The 18903-nt window shown below is 66.3% G+C and carries 18 protein-coding genes and 1 pseudogene; 13 read left to right on the top strand and 6 right to left on the bottom strand.

What is annotated here, in order from left to right:
- Both H9L12_RS03140 and H9L12_RS03135 read left to right on the top strand, forming a co-directional pair.
- The gene (locus H9L12_RS03140; protein ID WP_343060513.1) at nt 1-1080 is read left to right on the top strand and encodes a DNA topoisomerase IB; all 1080 of its coding nucleotides are present in this window, start codon (nt 1-3) and stop codon (nt 1078-1080) included.
- A gap of 48 nt (nt 1081-1128) precedes the next feature.
- The gene (locus H9L12_RS03135) at nt 1129-2277 is read left to right on the top strand and encodes a mechanosensitive ion channel family protein (RefSeq protein ID WP_187542578.1); all 1149 of its coding nucleotides are present in this window, start codon (nt 1129-1131) and stop codon (nt 2275-2277) included.
- Here the strand turns inward: H9L12_RS03135 and H9L12_RS03130 are convergent.
- The gene (locus tag H9L12_RS03130) at nt 2274-3311 is read right to left on the bottom strand and encodes a peptidoglycan DD-metalloendopeptidase family protein (protein ID WP_187542577.1); all 1038 of its coding nucleotides are present in this window, start codon (nt 3309-3311) and stop codon (nt 2274-2276) included. The two genes, H9L12_RS03135 and H9L12_RS03130, sit on opposite strands and share 4 nt — an antisense overlap.
- Nucleotides 3312-3430: 119 nt before the next feature.
- Between H9L12_RS03130 and H9L12_RS03125 the strand changes: the two genes are divergently transcribed.
- The 4 genes from H9L12_RS03125 (at nt 3431) to H9L12_RS03110 (ending at nt 6055) form a co-directional block, all read left to right on the top strand.
- Nucleotides 3431-3886, top strand: a complete 456-nt coding sequence (locus H9L12_RS03125; protein WP_187542576.1) for a MaoC family dehydratase — start codon at nt 3431-3433, stop codon at nt 3884-3886.
- A gap of 11 nt (nt 3887-3897) precedes the next feature.
- The gene (locus H9L12_RS03120) at nt 3898-5082 is read left to right on the top strand and encodes an acetyl-CoA C-acyltransferase (RefSeq protein WP_187542575.1); all 1185 of its coding nucleotides are present in this window, start codon (nt 3898-3900) and stop codon (nt 5080-5082) included.
- A gap of 18 nt (nt 5083-5100) precedes the next feature.
- A complete protein-coding gene (locus tag H9L12_RS03115; protein ID WP_187542574.1) occupies nt 5101-5406 on the top strand; it encodes a hypothetical protein in 306 nt (101 codons plus the stop codon).
- A gap of 70 nt (nt 5407-5476) precedes the next feature.
- Entirely contained in the window at nt 5477-6055 is a 579-nt protein-coding gene (locus tag H9L12_RS03110; protein ID WP_187542573.1) for a hypothetical protein, read from the top strand.
- A gap of 1 nt (nt 6056) precedes the next feature.
- On the opposite strand, the gene H9L12_RS03105 is transcribed toward H9L12_RS03110, so the two are convergent.
- Complete coding sequence (locus H9L12_RS03105; protein WP_223177147.1) at nt 6057-6494, bottom strand: nuclear transport factor 2 family protein; 438 nt, start codon at nt 6492-6494, stop codon at nt 6057-6059.
- A gap of 291 nt (nt 6495-6785) precedes the next feature.
- Here H9L12_RS03105 and H9L12_RS03100 point away from each other — a divergent pair, with 291 nt between their 5' ends.
- A complete protein-coding gene (locus H9L12_RS03100; RefSeq protein ID WP_187542572.1) occupies nt 6786-7400 on the top strand; it encodes a DUF4126 domain-containing protein in 615 nt (204 codons plus the stop codon).
- A gap of 41 nt (nt 7401-7441) precedes the next feature.
- Nucleotides 7442-8776, top strand: coding sequence for an MFS transporter (locus H9L12_RS03095; protein ID WP_246450536.1), 1335 nt, complete (start codon nt 7442-7444; stop codon nt 8774-8776).
- On the opposite strand, the gene H9L12_RS03090 is transcribed toward H9L12_RS03095, so the two are convergent.
- On the bottom strand, nt 8773-10617 hold the full coding sequence (locus tag H9L12_RS03090; protein ID WP_187542571.1) for a DUF885 domain-containing protein: 1845 nt from the start codon (nt 10615-10617) through the stop codon (nt 8773-8775). The genes H9L12_RS03095 and H9L12_RS03090 overlap by 4 nt on opposite strands.
- 65 nt (nt 10618-10682) lie before the next feature.
- Nucleotides 10683-11912: a polyhydroxyalkanoate depolymerase gene (locus H9L12_RS03085; RefSeq protein ID WP_187542570.1), complete on the bottom strand. Its 1230-nt coding sequence runs from the start codon at nt 11910-11912 to the stop codon at nt 10683-10685.
- Nucleotides 11913-12044: 132 nt separating this feature from the next.
- Between H9L12_RS03085 and H9L12_RS03080 the strand changes: the two genes are divergently transcribed.
- From H9L12_RS03080 to H9L12_RS13330, 4 genes and pseudogenes are all read left to right on the top strand, one after another.
- Entirely contained in the window at nt 12045-13814 is a 1770-nt protein-coding gene (locus tag H9L12_RS03080; protein ID WP_187542569.1) for an ABC transporter transmembrane domain-containing protein, read from the top strand.
- A gap of 63 nt (nt 13815-13877) precedes the next feature.
- Complete coding sequence (gene msrB, locus H9L12_RS03075) at nt 13878-14363, top strand: peptide-methionine (R)-S-oxide reductase MsrB (RefSeq protein WP_187542568.1); 486 nt, start codon at nt 13878-13880, stop codon at nt 14361-14363.
- Nucleotides 14363-15460: pseudogene (locus H9L12_RS13335) on the top strand (cytochrome c biogenesis protein/redoxin); the annotation flags it as partial. The gene msrB and the pseudogene H9L12_RS13335, both read left to right, overlap by 1 nt.
- Nucleotides 15461-15612: 152 nt before the next feature.
- A complete protein-coding gene (locus tag H9L12_RS13330; protein ID WP_246450686.1) occupies nt 15613-16065 on the top strand; it encodes a hypothetical protein in 453 nt (150 codons plus the stop codon).
- Here H9L12_RS13330 and H9L12_RS03065 read toward each other — a convergent pair.
- A complete protein-coding gene (locus H9L12_RS03065) occupies nt 16062-16826 on the bottom strand; it encodes a hypothetical protein (RefSeq protein ID WP_187542567.1) in 765 nt (254 codons plus the stop codon). The two genes, H9L12_RS13330 and H9L12_RS03065, sit on opposite strands and share 4 nt — an antisense overlap.
- A gap of 37 nt (nt 16827-16863) precedes the next feature.
- Nucleotides 16864-17952, bottom strand: a complete 1089-nt coding sequence (locus H9L12_RS03060; protein ID WP_187542566.1) for a helix-turn-helix transcriptional regulator — start codon at nt 17950-17952, stop codon at nt 16864-16866.
- A gap of 170 nt (nt 17953-18122) precedes the next feature.
- On the opposite strand from H9L12_RS03060, the gene H9L12_RS03055 reads away from it, so the two are divergent.
- Nucleotides 18123-18782, top strand: a complete 660-nt coding sequence (locus H9L12_RS03055) for a porin family protein (protein ID WP_187542565.1) — start codon at nt 18123-18125, stop codon at nt 18780-18782.
- Nucleotides 18783-18903 lie beyond the last annotated feature (121 nt).

The raw sequence follows: 18903 nt of genomic DNA, 5'->3' as shown, positions 1-18903 counted from the left end.
ATCTCTTCCTTTGGAACATCGGCGGCGGCTGTCCGCTTCACGCAGTCAAACGTTAGAAAGTCGATCAATGTTGCGCCATTCGTCCGACACGGAGGCCGGCTACACCCGCAAGAAGCAGGGCCGCTACTTCCAGTACTTCGACGAGCAGGGAAAGCGGATCACCGATCGCGACGAAATCGACCGATTAAATTCGATCGCCCTGCCCCGGCCTACACCGACGCCTGGTTCTGCAAGGACGCCAATGGTCACATCCAGGCGACTGGCAAGGATGCGCGGGGACGCAAGCAGTACCGCTATCACGCCGACTACCGATCGAAGCGGGATGCATCGAAATACGACAATTGCCGGGAATTCGGCGAAGCGCTGCCCAGGTTGCGCAAGACGGTCGAACGGGACCTGCGAAAGCGGAAGCTGGAACGTGACACGGTGCTTGCCGCCGTTATCCGCCTGCTCGACAAGGAACATATCCGCGTCGGCAACGAGCAATATGCGCGAAGCAACAAGAGCTTCGGCGCGACCACGCTGCGCAGCCGCCACCTCAAGAAGGTCGGCGGCAAGCTCAAGATGCGATTCACCGGCAAGCACGGCATCGTCCACGAGGTCACCGTCACCGACGCCAACCTGAAGCGCATCGTCCGCAAGTGCGAGGACCTGCCCGGCCAGAACCTGTTCCAATATCTGAACGGCGACGGCGAACCGAAGGCGATCACCTCGTCCGACGTCAACGACTATATCCGCGAGGCCACCGGCAGCGATTTCACCGCCAAGCATTTCCGAACCTGGGGCGCCAGTGTCATCTTTTTCGAACAACTGCTGGAAAAGGCCGAGAGCAAGCGCATCAGCCTGAAGACCGTGCTCGAACCGGTCGCCGAGGCGCTGGGCAACACCGTTGCCATGAGCCGCAAGAGCTATGTCCACCCCTGCCTGATCGAGGCACTGCAGGAAGACCCTGAGGATCCTCTGAACGGCATGAAACGGCCGCGCGCCCGGCGGCGGTTGACTAGCGCCGAGACCGGTTTCCTCAAATTCCTGAAGAAAAAGCCGCGCCGCTCACGTCGTCGTGCGAGGAAAGCTGCCTGACCCGGCTGTCTTGACCCGCCGCGCACCCTTCCGCCAAAGCCGCCCTCGATGATCAGCAGCAATCCCGTCAACGACGTCGCCGAGCGCGGCGAGCGCATCGTCCGGCCGGTCGGATCCCTGTTCGAATGGGCGATCGACAACTTCAACGGCCTTCTTGTCGGCGGCCTTGTCGCCGCCGGCATCGTCGGCCTGATGTTGATCGTCCGCTGGTTCGGGCGCCGCCTGATCGAGAAACATCCGGACCCGAACAGCTGGAAATCGGTCATCGGCCATGTGCTCGCGCGCACGACCGTCCTGTTCATGGTGGCGGCGGCCATCGACATCGTCACCAACTTCGCGCCGGTGCCGGCCCGGCTGCAGCGGCTGACCGACATCCTCTTCATCATCGCCGCCTCGTTCCAGGCCGCGATCTGGGCGCGCGAGATCATTCTTGGCGCGGTACGCAGCCGGGTCGGCGAAAACCCGGGCGAGTCCACCCTCGGCAATGCCATGGCGATCATCCGCGTGCTAGTTAGCGTCGCGGTGTTCGCGCTGGCCCTGATCGTCATCCTCGACAATCTGGGCGTCAACGTCACCACGCTGGTCGCGGGCCTTGGCATTGGCGGCATCGCCATCGGCCTTGCCGCGCAGGGCATCTTCGCCGACCTGTTCGCGGCGCTGTCGATCGTCTTCGACCGCCCCTTCCGCCGAGGCGACACGGTCCGCTTCGGCACCACCGTCGGCACCGTCGAGCGCATCGGCCTCAAGACCACCCGCGTCCGCGCCGTCAGTGGGGAGCAGGTGATCATCTCCAATACCAAGCTGCTCGAACAGGAAGTGACCAATGTCGCCGACGCGAAGGTGCGCCGCGTCGTCATCCTGTTCGGCCTTGTCTACAAAACGGCGCCGGAGGTGCTGGAAGACCTGCCGCGCCTCGCCGACACGATCGTCAAACCGCAGAAGAACTGCCGTCTGGTCCGCGCGCTGGTGACCAATTTCGGCGCCAGCTCGATCGATTGCGAAGTGGTCTATGACCAGCGCACCAACGATCCTGATGTCATTGCCCGGACCCGGTCGGAAATCCTGATCGGCCTTGCCAAGCTTTTCCGTACCGAGCGGATCGACTTTGCCTACCCGACGCAGACCACCTACACCGCCGCCCCCGACGGAACGCTGGTCATGCCGTGGGCACCGCCGGCGAAAACGACGGAAGCCTAACGCGCGATCAGCACGTCGCCGCTGTCGACGAAGCCGTTGGCCGGCGGCGTCCCGGTTGGCCGCAAGACGCCGGTGAAGCGGGTCGGGACACCCTCGCTGCGGTCGTTGGGACCGTCCATCCGCTGCACATGAAGGTGTGGGAATAGCGCCGATCCCGACGCGCCGATCTGCCCGATCGCCTGCCGCGCCGCGACGCGGTCGCCGACCTTCACCATGGCGCTGCCCTGCTTCAGGTGGCCGTACATCGAATAGCTGCCATCCGCATGGCGGATGATGACGTAATTGCCATACATGGCGTTGGGCATCTTGACCGTTGCCACGTCGAAATTGCGGTCGTCGGCCTGGTCGTTGCGAACCGCGCTCACCGTTCCCGCCGCCATCGCCCGCACCGGCGCCCCGAACGACATCCAGCTCTCGTTCTTATTCTCGTCGCCAGTTGACCGCCTCCCCTCGGCGTCGATCAGGATCAGGTCCATGCTGTAGCGCGCGGCCGTGGTCGCGAAACCCGCGCCGCTCAGGATCGGGTGCGTCGTATCCCACCGCCGGTGATGCGAGGCGAAGTCGTGCCCGTCCCACACCAGCGCCCGGCCTTGCAACGGGAAGGCGAATAGCCGCTGCGGCTCGTGCCGCGGCGTGACCCTGGTGCGCGCCTCGATCCGCTCGTCGACGCCCTTGCGCGACAGGACGACGGCATAATCGAGGCGGCCGATCGGAACATCGGCCGCGAAGTGCGCGAAGGGGTTGAACAGCATCACCCGGCTCTTGGCCGGGACGCTGGTGGTATTCAGCATCCGGATGCTTGGCGCGATACCATTTGAATTCCATTCCTTGCGCTGGACCAGCCGGCCTTGCGGGTCGCGAACCTCGACGCTGATCTCGTCGATGCCGAATTCGCTGTCGCCAGTGTTGCTGACAATGAAATCGCCATCGATGTCGATGCCCGACCCGGTGATCTCCGCGAAGGGACGCGCCGGACGCGCCTCGATCCGCACCGGGCCTACGGCCGCCGCCCCTGCGAGCATCATCAGAATCATCGGCTGCTCCCCACTGTATTGCTGATATAATACACGCTGTCGGGGCCGTCGCAAGCCTGTGCCGTAGCGTCACGTGCGCGGGGCTTGTCAGGCGCTTCGCGGCGTGCCTAGACCCGGGCATGCCCATCGCGACCCTCGACGATATTCGCGCCCGCATCGGCCAGTCGATCGGCGCCAGCGACTGGATCGAGGTGACGCAGGATCGCATCACCGCCTTCGCGGACGCGACCGAAGATCACCAGTTCATCCACGTCGATCCGGCCGCCGCCGCGCAGACGCCCTTCGGCGGGACCATCGCGCATGGCTTCCTCTCGCTTTCGCTTCTCTCGCGCATGGCGGCAGACGTGATGCAGGTTCCCGATACGACGAAGATGGCCGTCAACTACGGCCTCGACCGGGTCCGGTTCATCGCGCCGGTCCGCGCCGGCAAGCGGGTCCGCGGCCATTTCACGCTGGACAGCGTCGACGACAAGGCGCCCGGCCAGATCCTCTTGCGTCACACCGTCACCGTCGAAATCGAGGGCGAACCCAAGCCCGCCCTGACCGCCGAATGGCTCGGCCTCATTTTCACCTAGGAGAACACCCCATGTCCGCTCGCGACGCCGTCATCGTCTCCACCGCCCGCACGCCGATCGGCCGCGCCTACAAGGGCGCGTTTAACATGACGCCGGGTGCCACGCTCGGCGCCTTGAGCCTCAAGCCGGCGATCGAGCGCGCCGGGATCGACGCCGGCGAGGTTGACGATGTCGTGTGGGGCTGCGTGCTCACCCAGGGCACCCAGGCCGGCAACATCGGCCGCCAGGTCGCGCTTCGCGCCGGGTGCCCGGTCACCAGCTCGGCGATGACAATCGACCGGCAGTGCGCGTCGGGCCTGATGGCTATCGCGACGGCGGCCAAGCAGGTCATCGTCGACCGCATGGATATCGTCGCTGCGGGCGGCCAGGACTCGATCAGCATGGTCCAGACGCCGGAGATGCGGATCGGCGGCGATCCGTCGCTCGTCGCGATGCACAAGGATGTCTACATGCCGATGCTCGGCACCGCCGAGACCGTTGCCCAGCGCTATGGCATCAGCCGTGAAGCGCAGGACGAGTATGCTCTCCAGTCGCAGCAGCGCACCGCCGCCGCGCAGGCGGAGGGTCGCCTGTCCGCCGAAATCGTGCCGGTGACGGTGACGATGGGCGTCAAGGACAAGGAAACCGGCGAGACATCGAAGCGCGAAGTCACACTCGACAAGGATGAGGGCAACCGTCCCGACACTGCCATCGAAGGCCTCGCGGCGCTGCAGCCGGTGTTGGGTCCGGGCACGTCGATCACCGCCGGCAATGCCAGCCAGCTGAGCGACGGTTCGTCGGCCTGCATCCTGATGGACGCCGCGGTTGCCGAGAAGCGCGGTATCGAACCGCTTGGCCGCTACATCGGCATGGCGGTCGCGGGTACCGAACCCGACGAGATGGGCATCGGCCCGGTGTTCGCGGTGCCCAAGCTGCTCGACCGGTTCGGCCTCAAGATCGACGACATCGGGCTGTGGGAATTGAACGAGGCGTTCGCGGTGCAGGTGCTCTACTGCCGCGACAAGCTTGGCATTCCCAACGACCTGCTCAACGTCGACGGCGGCGCCATTTCGATCGGCCACCCTTATGGTATGAGCGGCGCGCGCCTCACCGGTCACGCCCTCATCGAAGGCAAGCGCCGCGGCGCCCGCTACGTCGTCACCACTATGTGCATCGGTGGCGGCATGGGCGCGGCTGGATTGTTCGAAGTCCTTTAGTCTCGAGAGTCTATCCCGATGAAACGGATGATTTGCCTGCTGCTGGCTGGCGCCCTCACCGCTTGCGCCCGACCGTCCCCGATTCCAGCCGTCCCGGCGGTGCCGGTCACGCAGGGACTGCCGCTTGTCGACCTGACCGACGACTTCGCCCGTTTCCAGGCGGCCAGTGTAGGCATCGACAAGGCGGAGCGGGTGACGGCGTTCAAGCGGCATTTCGAACCGCTGATCCCGGGGTTCTACGACCGGACCACGGTCGGTCCGTTCGATTATGGCGACCTCATCCTCAAAGCGCTCGACGCCTACCCGAGCAGCGCGCGGGATTGAACAGGTCAGCCGGACCTTCCAGTCGATGGCGGTCCCGGCGCGATCCCGGTTCGAGGCACTATTCGGCCCGATGGGCTCCCTGCCGCCAATCATCCTTCTCCACAGCCTTGGCGAAATGGATGGCGGGGTCCGAACCCTGCCCGGCACCGGCCGCACCCTGGTGTTCGGGGCGGATGTCATCGCCAGGCTTCATCTCGCGCACGGGGCCGAGCCGTTCGTGCACCACGAACTGTTCCACGTTTTCCACGGCAACCGGTTCACGGCGTGCGATGCGGTATGGTGCGACCTCTGGTCGGAAGGCCTCGCGGTCTACGCCAGCGAGTTGCTTAATCCGGGCGCGTCCGACGCGCAGCTGTTGCTGACCGAACCAACCCCGCTTCGTGCTGCGGTGGAGCGCAACCGCAAGGCGGCTTTCGCCGAGCTGCTGCCACTGCTGGAGTCGACGAGCCGTGAGGACAGCGGCGCACTGTTCAGCAATGGCAAGGGCGACGGCGCCCTCCCGCCGCGTGTAGGCTATTATCTTGGCTACCTTGTGGCGCGCGAAGCAGGGAAAACGCGCACGCCGCAACAGTTGGCAGCGATGGGACAGGACGAAGTTCGACCGATGGTGCGCGAGATCGTCAAGCGCCTGGCCGCCGAAGGTCGCTGAATTACTTGGGTGGGTCGCGCCGGTCCGCGTGAAACGCCTTGTTGGCGATCCTCCAGCCGCCATCGACCTTCAGCAGCGTCATATAATCGGTGAAACGGACCGTCGGGTAATCGAGAACGATCTTGGCGACGGCGGCACTGCCCGCGACATCGACCCATTCGATCCACCGCTTGCGCTTCGCCTCGTCGTCGGCCGGCTTGCCCGGCGCACGCGCGACGTAGTCCTTGCTTTCGATCGTCGAGAATTTGCCGTCGCGAACGAACAGCAGCCGCGATTCCGGATAGAACGCCTTGTCGAAGTCCGCCGACCGGCCGGTGGCATGCCCGTCGAGGTAGTGCTGCAGCGCCGCCCTGACCGCCTGCTCGTCCGCGCTCACCGGCGCTTGTCCGGCCACCGGCGCCGCAGCCAGCGCCAACGCCGTCATCATCGACACGATCATCGTTGTTCCCTTTCCCCAATGGCATCACTGACTTTCGACGTCGGGTTCGTCACGGCAAGCGCTTATCGACGAAAGGTCAGGCGGCGATCCTCGCCCTCGATCTCTGCAAAAGCAGGCATCCCGTACCATGTGCATGGCGCCGCGTTGACTTCGTCCGCCCGAACCGTAGCGTCGGCGCAGTGAACGAAACGAGGTCCACGCGGGGGTGATTGTTTCAGGTCTACGGAGCGCGTACTCGTTGCCCGCCGCGACCATGACGGCACCGCAACGGCCGTTGCGCGTTCAGCCGTCATGACCCCCGTCGAACTCGTCGCGCTCGCCGCCTCGACCAGCCTGCTTGCGGGTTGGCGGCTTTACCTGGTGACGCTGGTCACCGGCCTCGCCATGAAGTTCGGCTGGGTCGCTCTGCCCGACCAGCTACGGGCGCTCGACGTCCTCGCCAGCAACTGGGTGCTTGCCGCTGCGGCGGTCGGCACCTTTGCGGAGTTCTTCGCGGACAAGGTGGCGTGGGTCGACAGCGCCTGGGACGCGATTCACAGCTTCATCCGCCCGCTGGGCGGCGCGCTGCTGTCGCTGGCAATCATCGATAGCGGCGACACCGGCTGGCAGGTGGCAAGCTTCCTTCTCGGCGGCGGCGCGGCGTTCGTCGCCCATGCCGGCAAGGCGGGTGCACGAACCATCGTCAACGCCTCGCCGGAGCCATTCTCCAACGTCATCGTCTCCACCGCCGAGGACGTCGCCACTGGCGGCCTGCTCGCACTGGCCATCGCCAACCCGGTTGCGGCCGCCCTGATCGCGGTGATCCTCGTCATTCTTTCGATCTGGCTGGTCATCGCGGCCCGGCGCGTGTTCCGGCAGGTCATCGACCGGCTCAACCCGCCGCCGCGGCCGGTGCCGCCGGCTTGAGGCCGACCAGCACTACCCACGCCCCAATATGGACGCTGCTGATGTCGATCGCGGCGTCCAGCCTGTCGTTTATCGACGGTTCGGTGCTGAACGTCGCCCTGCCTGCGATCCGCGACGCGACGCAGGCATCGGCGGCGGAGGTCGGGTGGGTCGTCAATGCCTACAACCTGCCGCTCGCCGCACTGATCCTGCTCGGCGGGGCGCTCGGCGACCATTACGGCCGCCGGCTGTGGCTGGTGATCGGTACCAGCCTGTTCGGCGCCGCATCCTTGCTGTGCGCGCTAACCAGCGACCCTACCGCTCTGCTGGCGGGGCGAGCGCTCCAGGGGATAGGCGCGGCGCTGCTGTTGCCCAACAGCCTTGCCCTTCTCAACGGTGCTTATTCGGGCGAGGCGCGTGGACGGGCGGTGGGCATCTGGGCTGCTGCAGGTGCGATCGCCGCGGCCATCGCCCCGCTGATCGGTGGTTGGCTGGTCGATCATGCCGGCTGGCCCTCGATATTCTACATCAACGTGCCGATCGTCGCCCTCGCGGTCATGGTCGCCCTCACCCGCGTCGCGGAATCGTCGGAACGCAGCAAGGCGCGGCTCGACTTCTCCGGCGCGGCGCTGGCTACCCTCGGCCTCGGCGCGGCTACCTATGGCCTCACGCTATGGTCGTCCGATCGCGCCTTCTCCGTCACGGCCGGGGTTGCGCTCGCCATCGGGGCCGCACTGATGGTCGCCTTTGTCCTGGTCGAAAAGCGGCTGGGCGACCGGGCGATGATTCCCCTCGACCTGTTCGCCAACCGCTGTTTCTCCTCGCTCAATCTTACGACCTTTCTGCTCTATGGCGCGTTCGGCGGCGTGATGCTGCTGGTGCCTTACGTGCTGATCGAAGGCGGGGGCTATTCGCCGATCCAGGGAGGCCTCGCGCTGCTGCCGCTGTCGATCCTGATCGGCCTCGGTTCGCCCATCATGGGCAAGCTCGCCGAGCGGATCGGCCCGCGCCTGCCGCTCACCATCGGCCCGGGAATCGTTGCCGCGGGCATGATCCTCGCCATCCGCATCGGCCAGGACCAGTCTTTCTGGAGCCATGTCTTCCCCGCCGTCACGCTGATGGCGCTGGGCATGGCGATCCTGGTCGCTCCGCTAACCGCCTCTGTCCTGGGCTCGGTGGAAGAACAGCAGACCGGCATGGCATCAGGCTTCAACAGCGCCCTGTCGCGAACCGGCGGACTGATCGCGGTCGCGCTGCTCGGAGCGGTGCTGGCGGACAGCGGGCAGGCGATCTTCGGTCCGTTCCGGGTCGCGCTGATCGTCATGGCCGTGGTCGCGGCGCTGGGCGGCATTGCAGCGTGGATTGGCCTCGCCGCCCAGAAACCAAAGAAGACCTAGGCCTGGATGTAGCGGTCGATGACCGCTTCCAGCAGGGTCATTGGCACCCCGCCGCCCTTGACTACCGCGTCGTCGAAGGTCCGCAGGTCATACTTCGCGCCCATCGCCGCCTTAGCCTTCTCGCGCAGCCGCAGGATCTCCAGCCGCCCGATCATGTAGCCGCACGCCTGCCCCGGCATCGCGCAATAACGGTCGACCTCGCTCGCGATCGATCCCGGATCATCGCCGTTGGTCTTCACGAACCAGTCGATCGCCTGCGCCCGCGTCCACTTCAGCGCGTGCAGCCCCGTGTCGACCACAAGGCGGCAGGCGCGAAAGGATTGCGATTGCAGGTAACCCAACTGTCCCAGCGGATCGCCATCGTAAACGCCAAGCTCATCGGCCAGTTGCTCCGCATAAAGCGCCCACCCCTCGCTATAGGCATTGAACGCCAGCATCGACCGGATCAGCGGCAGCCGATTGGCATAGTCCCCCTGCCAGATGTGGCCCGGAATACCCTCGTGATAGCAGAGCGTCGGCAGGCTGAATTTGGGCCACTCGTCGGTGCTCTTGAGGTTGATGTAATATTGACCCGGCACCTTGCCGTCGATCGAACCGGCGGCGGCGTAGCCGCCCGGCGCTCCGTCCTGGATCGCCACGGGTACGCGCTTGATGACCAGCTTGCCCGGCACCATCGTCGCGAAGGCACGCGGCAGGCGCGTGCGGATGTCGTCGATCCGGCCATTGAGATACTGCAGCAGTTCGGCCCGTCCGGCGTCGGTGTTGGGGAACAGCTGGTCAGGCCGCTTGCCCAGCGCCGCCATACGGTCGCCGACCGTCCCGCCGCTCATCCCGTTCTTGACCAGGATCTGGTCCATGCGCGACTGGATTGCCCTGACCTGCGCCAGTCCGAGCTCGTGGATTTCCTTTGGAGTCCTGTTGGTAGTCGTCCCGGCCTTCAGCGCCCAGGCGTAGTAGGCATCCCCATCCTTGAAGTGCCACGTGCCGGCATCGCTGGTCGCGACGGCACGATGCTGCTTTAATTCCTCCAGCTGTCGCTGCAGCGCGGGGATGACTTTTTCGCCCATCGCCCGCTTGACGCGCTCGGTCAGGGCGGCGTCACTGAGCTTCGCCTCGCCCATCTTCTTTTCGAATGTTTTGACCACCCCCGAGCCCTCGGGCGTCTCGCCGGCGCCGGTCGCAATCATGGCGATGGCCTTGTCCAGCACGAAGTCTGGCGCGACCACGCCGATCCCGCGATCATGGCGCAGCCGCTCGGTCTCGCCATCGATATTGCGCGCGTAGGCGTCGACCCGGTCGGCAAAGGCGGCGGCGCCGTCCGCATTTTCCACCACATGTCGGCTGTCGAGGAAGTCCGGCAGGTCGATGAAGCTCGATCCGAGTTGGTTCACGACATAGGGCGTATTCCGATAACCGTTGTTGGGATCGAGCACCAACGGATCGCCGAAGGGAAATGCATAGCCCGCCGCAGCCAGTTCGTGCGCCTGCAATGCCACCGCGCCATTCAGCTTGTCGAGGTTGCCGAGGTCGGTGAGATCGAGACCCTGCAACGTCTTCAGCCGCTCGCCGATTGCGCTCTTGCGTGCGGCGACCCCGGCCGGGGTCTGGTCCTGCCATTGATGCGCCAGCGGTGCCCGCGCCCCCGTGGCGATGCCGAGGATCGTCGCGTTCTGCGGATATTCGGCCAGCATCTGGTCGGCGAGCCCGTCCAGCGTCTTCGCGAGGTCCCCGCTCGCGGCGGTCGCCGCGTTGCCGCCCGTCTCGCTGACCCGGCACCCGGCAAGCAGGCCTGCCATCGCCACGCCGCCCAGAAATTCGCGCCGGCCAAGTTCGAAACCCATGAGGTCCTCCGCTGCTGCTGCCTTCACATGACCGCTACAGCGGCGGCGGCAGCGCGGCAAACGGTCTAGCGATGGGCGGCGATGAACTTTTCGACGACCGGCGCAATCCGCTCGCGCCACTTGCGGCCGTTGAAAATGCCGTAGTGACCGACATCTTTAGCCATCAGATATTGCTTCATAGACCCCGGCAGCCTGGTGGCCAGGTCAAGCGCCGCCTTCGTCTGGCCAAGGCCGGAAATGTCGTCGCGCTCGCCCTCGATCGCCAGCAGCGCGGTGTCCTTGATCGCGGACACGTCGACGCGGTGGGCGCGGTGCATCATCTCGCCCTTGGGCAGCAGGTGGTTCTGGAACACCACGTCGATCGTCTGCAGGTAGAATTCCGCCGTCATGTCGGCGACCGAGCGATATTCGTCGTAGAAGTCGCGGGTCGCATCGGCGCTTTCCTCGTCACCTTCGACCAGATGCTTGAACATCTCCCAATGGCTGACGAGGTGGCTGCCAAGGTTCATCGTCATGAAGCCGGCGAGTTGCAGGAAGCCCGGATAGACCCGCCGTCCGCCGCCCGGATAGCCAAAGGGCACGGTCGCAATTGCGTTCTGCTGGAACCACGCCATCGGCCGCTCGGTCGCCAGCGTGTTCACCGCGGTCGGCGCCTGGCGCGTGTCGACCGGGCCACCCATCATCGTCAGGGTCGCGGGCCGCGCCGGGTTCTTCATTTCGGCCATGATCGCGGTCGCGGCCAGCGCCGGCACCGACGGCTGGCACACCGCCAGCATGTGCGGGCGGCGTTTGTCGTCGCCCTTCACCGCCTCAAGGAATTCAATCAGGTAATCGATGTAATCGTCGAGGTCGAAGCTGCCCTCGTCCAGCGGGACGTTCTTCGCGTCGCGCCAGTCGGTGATGAAGACGTCATGCCCGGGCAGCATCCGCTCGACCGTGCCGCGCAGCAGGGTCGCGAAGTGTCCGCTCATCGGCGCGACGATCAGCAGCTTGTCCTGCCCGGTGACGCCTGCCTTCTTGAAATGCTTGAGCTGTCCGAACGGGTGACGGACGATGATTTCCTCGGTGACCGCAACCGGCTTTCCGTCGACGACGATCTCGCCGATCCCGAACTCGGGCTTGCCGCGGGGCGCCGATGCGTGGGCGAACACTTCCAGGCCTGCGGCGACCAGCGGACTTGCGGCGCCATAGCTGAACGGATTGGCCGGATTGTTCAGCCACCCCGCGCCCATTCCGGCCAGCCTGCTCGCCCCTGCCAGCAGCGAGCGTTGAACCTCATAGGCGTCGTAAAGCATTCATTCTCCGGGGATTGTTCGGCGGGTTCGCCTGTCTGGAACCGTTCGCTCGCAGGTGCAACAGATTTGCTCGCCCCTGTCCCGCGGCGAAGCGCGATTGAGGCGCCCGCGCCACACTGCTAGGGCGCAGCCATGGCCACCACCCCGGGCGACAAGCCGAGCCGCAATTTTTCGAGCCTGAGGATGGTGTGGCGCTTCGCCGCCCAATATCCCGGCCATATCCTCGGCGCGCTGCTCGCCCTTCTGGTCGCCGCCGCCGCCACCTCGGGAATGCCGATGGCGTTCAAGCTGATCATCGACCATGGCTTTGCCGGCGGGGATATCGACCGATGGTTCGAATATCTGCTGATGCTGGTCGCGGTGATGGCCATCGCCACAGCCACCCGCTTCTACTTCGTCAGCTGGATTGGCGAGCGGGTCGTCGCCGACATCCGTCTCGCCGTGCACCGCAACCTGCTGCGCCTTGCCCCCGGCTTCTTCGAGGAAAACCGGCCGGCGGAAATCACTAGCCGCATCACCGTCGACACGACGATCATCGAGCAGGTCGTCGGCACGACCCTGTCAGTGGCGCTGCGCAACATCGTCATGGGCGTGCTGTGCACCGCGCTGCTCTTCTACCTCGCGCCTAAGCTGGCGGCGATGCTGCTGCTCGGGATCCCGCTGGTCCTTGGCCCGGTCCTGCTACTCGGTCGGCGGGTTCGCGCCGTCTCGGTCAAGAGCCAGGACCGGATCGCGGACGTCGGCACCGTCACTAGCGAGGTGCTCGGCGCGATGAAGGTCGTCCAGGCGTTCAACCAGCAGGGCCGCGAGGCCAAGCGCTTCGCCGACGCCACCGAAACTGTCTTCTCGACCGCCAAGAAACGCATCATCCTCCGGGCGCTGATGACGCTCGCCTTCATCCTCGTCATCTTCGGGTCGATCACTCTGATTATCTGGCAAGGCGCGATCGACGTCGCCGCCGGCCGGATGAGCGGCGGAACGATCGCCGCGTTCGTCTTGTCGGGCGGGCTGGTGGCGGGCGCATTCGGCGCCTTGAGCGAAGTCTATGGCGACCTCCTTCGCGCCGCCGGGGCCTCCGACCGTCTCAACGAATTGCTTGAAGCCGAGCCGACCATCGCGCCGCCCGCCAGCCCGGTGGCCTTGCCGACCCCTGCGCGCGGCGAGCTGGTTTTCGACAATGTCGAGTTCCGCTACCCGACCCGGCCTGATGCGCCCGCGCTCCACGGCCTCAGCCTGTCGGTCAAGCCCAACGAGAAGCTCGCCATCGTTGGCCCGTCCGGTGCCGGCAAGTCGACCCTGTTCCAGCTCGCGCAGCGCTTCTACGACCCGCAAGGCGGGCGCGTCCTCCTCGACGGCGTGGACCTGACCACCGCCGACCCTGCCGACATCCGTCAGCGGATCGCCATGGTGCCGCAGGAGACCGTGCTGTTCGCCGCGTCGGCGCGCGACAATCTGCGTTACGGGAATTGGGACGCGACCGAGGACGAAATTTGGGCCGCCGCGCGCGATGCCAATGCCGAGAATTTCCTCCGCGCGCTGCCCGATGGCCTAGACACCTTCATGGGCGAAGGCGGCGCGCGCCTGTCCGGCGGCCAGCGCCAACGCATCTCGATCGCCCGCGCCCTGCTGCGCCGCGACGCGCCGCTGCTTCTGCTCGACGAGGCGACGTCGGCGCTGGACGCCGAAAGTGAAAAGGCGGTGCAAGACGCGCTCGAACGGCTGATGGACACGCGCACCACGATGGTCATCGCCCACCGTCTGGCCACCGTCCGCGCCGCCAGCCGAATCGTCGTCATGGACGACGGCCGGATCGTCGAGGAAGGCACCCACGCCTCGCTCATCGACCGCGGCGGCCTCTACGCGCGCCTCGCACGCTTGCAGTTCGACGGAATGGCCGCGTAACGATCGCGCATCCATCCCGCCGCGTCCCGCGTATAATGGGCAACCGCTCCAGATGGATCTCCCATGATCAGTTTCGACCGCCGCGCCCTGCTCGGGGCTGGCTTTGCCGGAATCGCGATGGCGGCGCTCGCCATCTCCCGCTCCCCCGCCGATGCCGGAACCGGCAGCTACAAGCTGACGCCCGCGCAATGGCGCCGCAAGCTCGGAGACCAGCGATTTCGCATCCTTCGCGAACAGGGCACCGAACGCGCCTGGACCTCCCCGCTGCTCAAGGAAAAGCGCAAGGGCGTGTTCGCTTGCGCGGGCTGCGGCCTTCCATTGTTCTCGTCGGCCGCGAAATATGACAGCGGCACCGGCTGGCCCAGCTTCTGGCAGGCACTTCCGAACGCCATCGGAACGCGCCGAGACACCAGCCTGTTCATGGATCGCGTCGAAGAACATTGCAGGCGCTGCGGCGGGCACCTTGGCCACATTTTCGACGACGGTCCGCGCCCGACCGGCAAGCGCCACTGCATCAACGGCTTGTCACTGATCTTCCGGCCGGCCTGATGCTGCTTTTCCTGCTCGCCTATCTCGGCGGTGTCCTGACCATCGTCAGCCCGTGTATCCTGCCGGTGCTCCCGTTCGTCTTCGCCCGCGCCGACCGTCCGTTCCTGACCAACGGCCTGCCGTTGCTGGTCGGCATGGCGCTGACCTTCGCGCTGGTCGCGACCCTGGCCGCGGTCGGCGGTGAAGCGGCGCTGGCGGCCAACCAGTGGGGCCGATGGATCGCGCTCGCGCTGCTGTCGGTCTTCGCGCTGCTGCTCATCTTCCCCAGCCTCGCCGACCGCGCGATGCGTCCGCTGGTCGGCCTTGGCGACCGCCTGACGACCAGATCGAACAGCGGCGGCGTCGGCTCATCCCTGGTGCTTGGCCTTGCCACCGGACTTCTCTGGGCGCCATGCGCGGGACCGATCCTTGGCCTGATCCTCACCGGCGCGGCGATCAGTGGCGCCTCGGCGACGACGGCTTTTCTTCTGCTCGCCTATGCCCTCGGCGCCGCGACCAGCCTTGCGCTCGCCCTTGTCGTCGGCGGCCGGGCGTTCGCGGCGATGAAGCGGTCGATCGGTGCCGGCGACCGGATCCGCCGTGTGCTCGGCGTGCTCATCCTGGTCGGCGTCGCCGCGATCGCGCTTGGCCTCGACATCCGCGTGCTGTCCCGACTGTCGAGCGCCCAAACCTTCAGCCTCGAACAGGGCCTCGCCGCCAAGCTGGGCGTGGGCGACGACATGCCTCGAACCAGCGCGGAAGGCCTTGCCGACGAAGGCGCCCTGCCCCCGCTCGACGGTGCGGTCGAATGGGTCAACTCTCCGCCGCTGACCCGCGAGCAGCTCAAGGGCAAGGTCGTGCTGGTCGATTTCTGGACGTACAGCTGCATCAACTGCATCCGCGCCGTCCCGCACGTGAACTCGCTCTACCAACGCTATGCCCGGCACGGCCTCGTCGTGATCGGCGTTCACGCGCCCGAATTCGCGTTCGAGCGCGACCTTGCCAACGTCCGCCAGGCGACCCGCGACTTCGCCATCCGCTACCCGGTCGCGATCGACAACAAGCTCATCATCTGGCGCGCGTTCAACAACCGCTACTGGCCCGCCCAATACCTCGCCGACGCCAAGGGCCGGGTCCGCTACCACCACTTCGGTGAGGGCGGTGAGGATCGGACCGAGGCTGCGATCCGCAGGCTGCTGACCGAAAACGGCGCGCGGCTCGGCGCGATGGCCGGCCCGGCCGACCAGCGCGGCGCGCGGGCCGCCGCGGACTGGGCCTCGGTCAAGAGCCCGGAGACCTACCTCGGCACCGCGCGGATGAAGAATTTCGTCTCGCCCGGGGTGCGCGCCGCGCAGAGTCGGAATATCGCGTCCCCGACGCGCTCTCGCTCAACCAGTGGGGCCTCACCGGCCGCTGGACGATCGACAAGCAGTCGTCGCGCCTCGTTGCCCCGAACGGGACGATCCGCTTCCGCTTCGCCGCGCGCGATGTGCACCTGGTGCTTGGCAGCCCGGACGGCCGTCCGATCCGCTATGTCGTGACCCTGGACGGAAAACCGCTCGGCGACGACCATGGCGTCGACACCGACGCCGCCGGGCGCGGCACGGTCACCGGCCACCGCCTCTACCAGCTGGTTCGGCAGCGCGATCCGAAGGGGGAACACGTCTTCGAGATCCGCTTCCTCGACCCGGGCGTAGAGGCCTACGCCTTCACCTTTGGCTAGGCGGCAAGCACGACCGTGTCGTCGGCGGCCAGGTCGCACGCCTCGGCCCGTGCACGGCGGCGCTTGTCGGCCAGGTCCCGCTGCAAGCGGTAATAATGCTGGCCCGGGTTGCCTGCGAAGGCGCGCGGCAAGGCGTCGTCGGTGAACAGCTTGCGTTCGAAGACCGTGAAGCCGCGCCGTTCGACGGCCGAAAACATGGCGACCCCGGGCCGCAACGCCGCGATCGCCCGCTCGACGGCGCCCTTGCGCAGCGGCCACTCGAGCCGGTGGATCGCAGCCTCGAGCGCCAGCCCCCAGCGGTTCTCCACCCATTGCTGGTGGGCCAGGAACAGCGCCCGCCGATCGTCGCTAGCGAAGGCCTGCCGCAACTCCTCCGGAAGCTGGTCCTCGGCCAATGTCGACAGCCCGTGCGTGTGCGCCAGCCGGTAGGCGAGTTGCATCGCCTCGCACCGATCGCGATCGATGGTGCGAAGCGCCGCGGCGAAGTCGCGTGCGCGTTCAGCCAGGGCGGCCGCGCGCGCCCGACCGATCCGCCACCATGACCGCTCGGCCGCGGCCTCGACGTTCGCCAAGGCATCCTCCAGCCGGAGGGCTGCCTGCGCGGCGATCAGCGCGTAGGCGTGCCGGTCCCCGCTGTGCTGGTACAGGTGGTGATAGACGATCGCCCGCTGCACATGGTCGCACTCTCGACCGGCGAGCCCCCGCGCCTCCTCGGCCAACTGCTCGATTCTACCGTGCTGGTAAGACGCGATGATATCCATGGCGCCGGTGCTAGCGCGCCAATCCTCACCAGCAGGTTTACCGTGGCGCCTGCAACACCAGTCGCACGACGTCCGTTTGTCGCTGCACTCCCATTTTCGCCAGCACATGCTTGATCTGCGACCGGACAGTCGCGATCGACGATTGGCGCTGGTCGCTGATCGACCGGGGCGAACCGCCGTCCGCCAGGCGAATCGCGATATCCGCTTCCGCCGCCGACAGCCCGTATCGTTCCTGCAACTGCTGCCTGGCCAGGTCGCCTGGCAACGGCGGCGGCGGCGATTGCAGGCTCAGCAGTACTGCCGCCGACGAATGGACCGCGGTTCCGATCGGCATGGCTGTCGCCACAATGGCGCGGTCCATCCGGTCGTGGAGCACGACTGTGGAGGCTGCGGAACTAGACGGGCTTGCGGCGGCCGCGACCGCGCGCTGCAACGCGGCGTCATCGTCGCCCCGCGCCGCCTTCACCATGCCACGCGAAAGCCGGAGCAGGCTGCCGTCCGTCAGGATTGTCTCGCCCGGGCGGCTGGCCAATACGACCCGTCCGTGGCGATCCAGGACGAACGCCGCCTGTCCGTTACAGGCCAGCATCGAGTCCAGCAGGCGATTGCGTTCGCCAAGGCCAGCAACACGCGCCCTGATCTCGAACATGCGGCGCAGGTGGCCGACATAGCCATTGAGCTTGCCCAGCGTTTCCCTTGAAAAATCGTCCTGGCCGCGGCCGCGGTGCAGCCCGACGATGCCATCGCCATGACGCGTTCGCATGACCGAACCGCTGCAATAATAGGTGTCGTCACCCATTGCGCGGATCCACTCGTTGAAGAAGACGCTGCGCTCGAAATCGTCAGTCGCGACCAGGTCGGTGACCCGCCACGCCTGGTTGATGAATCCTTGCCGCATGCCCGCTTCGGTCCACAGGTCATGGGCCACGAAATTGGCGGCGTAATCGGCCATATGGTCATCGCTGAAATAGCCGGAGTGGGCGAAAACCTCGGCGCTTCCCTGCTGGTCGCGCCAGTGCAGGACACAGCTTCGCGAACCCGTCGCTTCGGCCAGTATATTCGGTAACCGCGCGAACAACTCGTCATCAAGCGCCGCGTCGTAAATCAGGTTGGAATCAAGCTTCACTCGCCGGCCCCCGCGACCGCCCGTCGATCGTGCAACACAACGGGCGGCACCATCCTAGGTGAAAAATCGCGCATACCTCAAGTGGGGTATGACAAGTTCCGTCCCACGCCCGAAACCGGCACCGCGGGAGCGAGGGCTTTCCGCGAATGAAAGCGTAATCGGGGTATTTCATGAAACTATTCGCGACGGCCTTGGTCGTGCTCGGTCTCGCCGCGCCGGCGGCGGCCCAGGAAAGTAGCGGTGGCTTTTCCGCCGGGGTGACGGGCGGAACGCTCGGGATCGGTCCGGAGGTCGGCTATCGCATGTCCGACAATTTCGGCGTGCGCGGCAATGTCACTTTCCTCGGCATCAGCCGCAACGTCGATTCTGATGACATCAGCTATGACGGGGACCTGAAGCTCAAGTCGGGCGGCGTCATGGTCGACGTCCACCCGTTCGGCGGAGGCTTCCGCCTCTCGGCTGGCGCACGCGTCAACCGCAACCGCGTCAAGCTGGTCGCCAAGCCGACTGACGACGTCGAGGTCGGCGACGAAACCTACACGCCGGAGGAAGTCGGCACCCTCAGCGGGACGGTCAAGGCCAACAAGCTGGCGCCGACCCTAACCCTGGGTTGGGGCGGTGGCCTGAGCCGCGGCCTCAAGGTCGGCATCGAAGCCGGCGGGATGTTCCAGGGTTCTCCGACGGTCAAGGACCTGCGCGCCACCGGCTTGCTGGCATCGGATCCCGATTTCCAGGCCAGTCTCCGGCGGGAAGAAGAGGAAGTCGAGGACGATATCGATAAGTTCAAGATTTATCCCATCGTCCAGCTGTCAATCGGCTACCGCTTCTAACCAAGTCGTGGGTGCGTAGCGGGGCGTCGGCGAAAGCTGGCGCCCCCTTGTTCGTCCGGCGTCGCCGCAACCGGCATCCGCCGCGAGAAGCCGGTTCGCGGAGTGTCAAAACTCGCCGTTA

It is taken from the genome of Sphingomonas rhizophila, from assembly GCF_014396585.1.
In the GTDB taxonomy this organism is placed as follows: Bacteria; Pseudomonadota; Alphaproteobacteria; order Sphingomonadales; family Sphingomonadaceae; genus Sphingomicrobium; species Sphingomicrobium rhizophilum.
The sequence above is the reverse complement of the archived record's forward strand: the minus strand, read 5'-3'. Positions and strand labels throughout refer to the sequence as shown.

Coding starts and splice junctions, on each gene's coding strand:
- H9L12_RS03135 (WP_187542578.1), top strand. CDS start 1,129: ATGATCAGCAGCAATCCCGTCAACGACGTCGCCGAGCGCGGCGAGCGC.
- H9L12_RS03130 (WP_187542577.1), bottom strand. CDS start 3,311: ATGATTCTGATGATGCTCGCAGGGGCGGCGGCCGTAGGCCCGGTGCGG.
- H9L12_RS03125 (WP_187542576.1), top strand. CDS start 3,431: ATGCCCATCGCGACCCTCGACGATATTCGCGCCCGCATCGGCCAGTCG.
- H9L12_RS03120 (WP_187542575.1), top strand. CDS start 3,898: ATGTCCGCTCGCGACGCCGTCATCGTCTCCACCGCCCGCACGCCGATC.
- H9L12_RS03115 (WP_187542574.1), top strand. CDS start 5,101: ATGAAACGGATGATTTGCCTGCTGCTGGCTGGCGCCCTCACCGCTTGC.
- H9L12_RS03110 (WP_187542573.1), top strand. CDS start 5,477: ATGGGCTCCCTGCCGCCAATCATCCTTCTCCACAGCCTTGGCGAAATG.
- H9L12_RS03105 (WP_223177147.1), bottom strand. CDS start 6,494: ATGATCGTGTCGATGATGACGGCGTTGGCGCTGGCTGCGGCGCCGGTG.
- H9L12_RS03100 (WP_187542572.1), top strand. CDS start 6,786: ATGACCCCCGTCGAACTCGTCGCGCTCGCCGCCTCGACCAGCCTGCTT.
- H9L12_RS03095 (WP_246450536.1), top strand. CDS start 7,442: ATGTCGATCGCGGCGTCCAGCCTGTCGTTTATCGACGGTTCGGTGCTG.
- H9L12_RS03090 (WP_187542571.1), bottom strand. CDS start 10,617: ATGGGTTTCGAACTTGGCCGGCGCGAATTTCTGGGCGGCGTGGCGATG.
- H9L12_RS03085 (WP_187542570.1), bottom strand. CDS start 11,912: ATGCTTTACGACGCCTATGAGGTTCAACGCTCGCTGCTGGCAGGGGCG.
- H9L12_RS03080 (WP_187542569.1), top strand. CDS start 12,045: ATGGCCACCACCCCGGGCGACAAGCCGAGCCGCAATTTTTCGAGCCTG.
- msrB (WP_187542568.1), top strand. CDS start 13,878: ATGATCAGTTTCGACCGCCGCGCCCTGCTCGGGGCTGGCTTTGCCGGA.
- H9L12_RS03065 (WP_187542567.1), bottom strand. CDS start 16,826: ATGGATATCATCGCGTCTTACCAGCACGGTAGAATCGAGCAGTTGGCC.
- H9L12_RS03055 (WP_187542565.1), top strand. CDS start 18,123: ATGAAACTATTCGCGACGGCCTTGGTCGTGCTCGGTCTCGCCGCGCCG.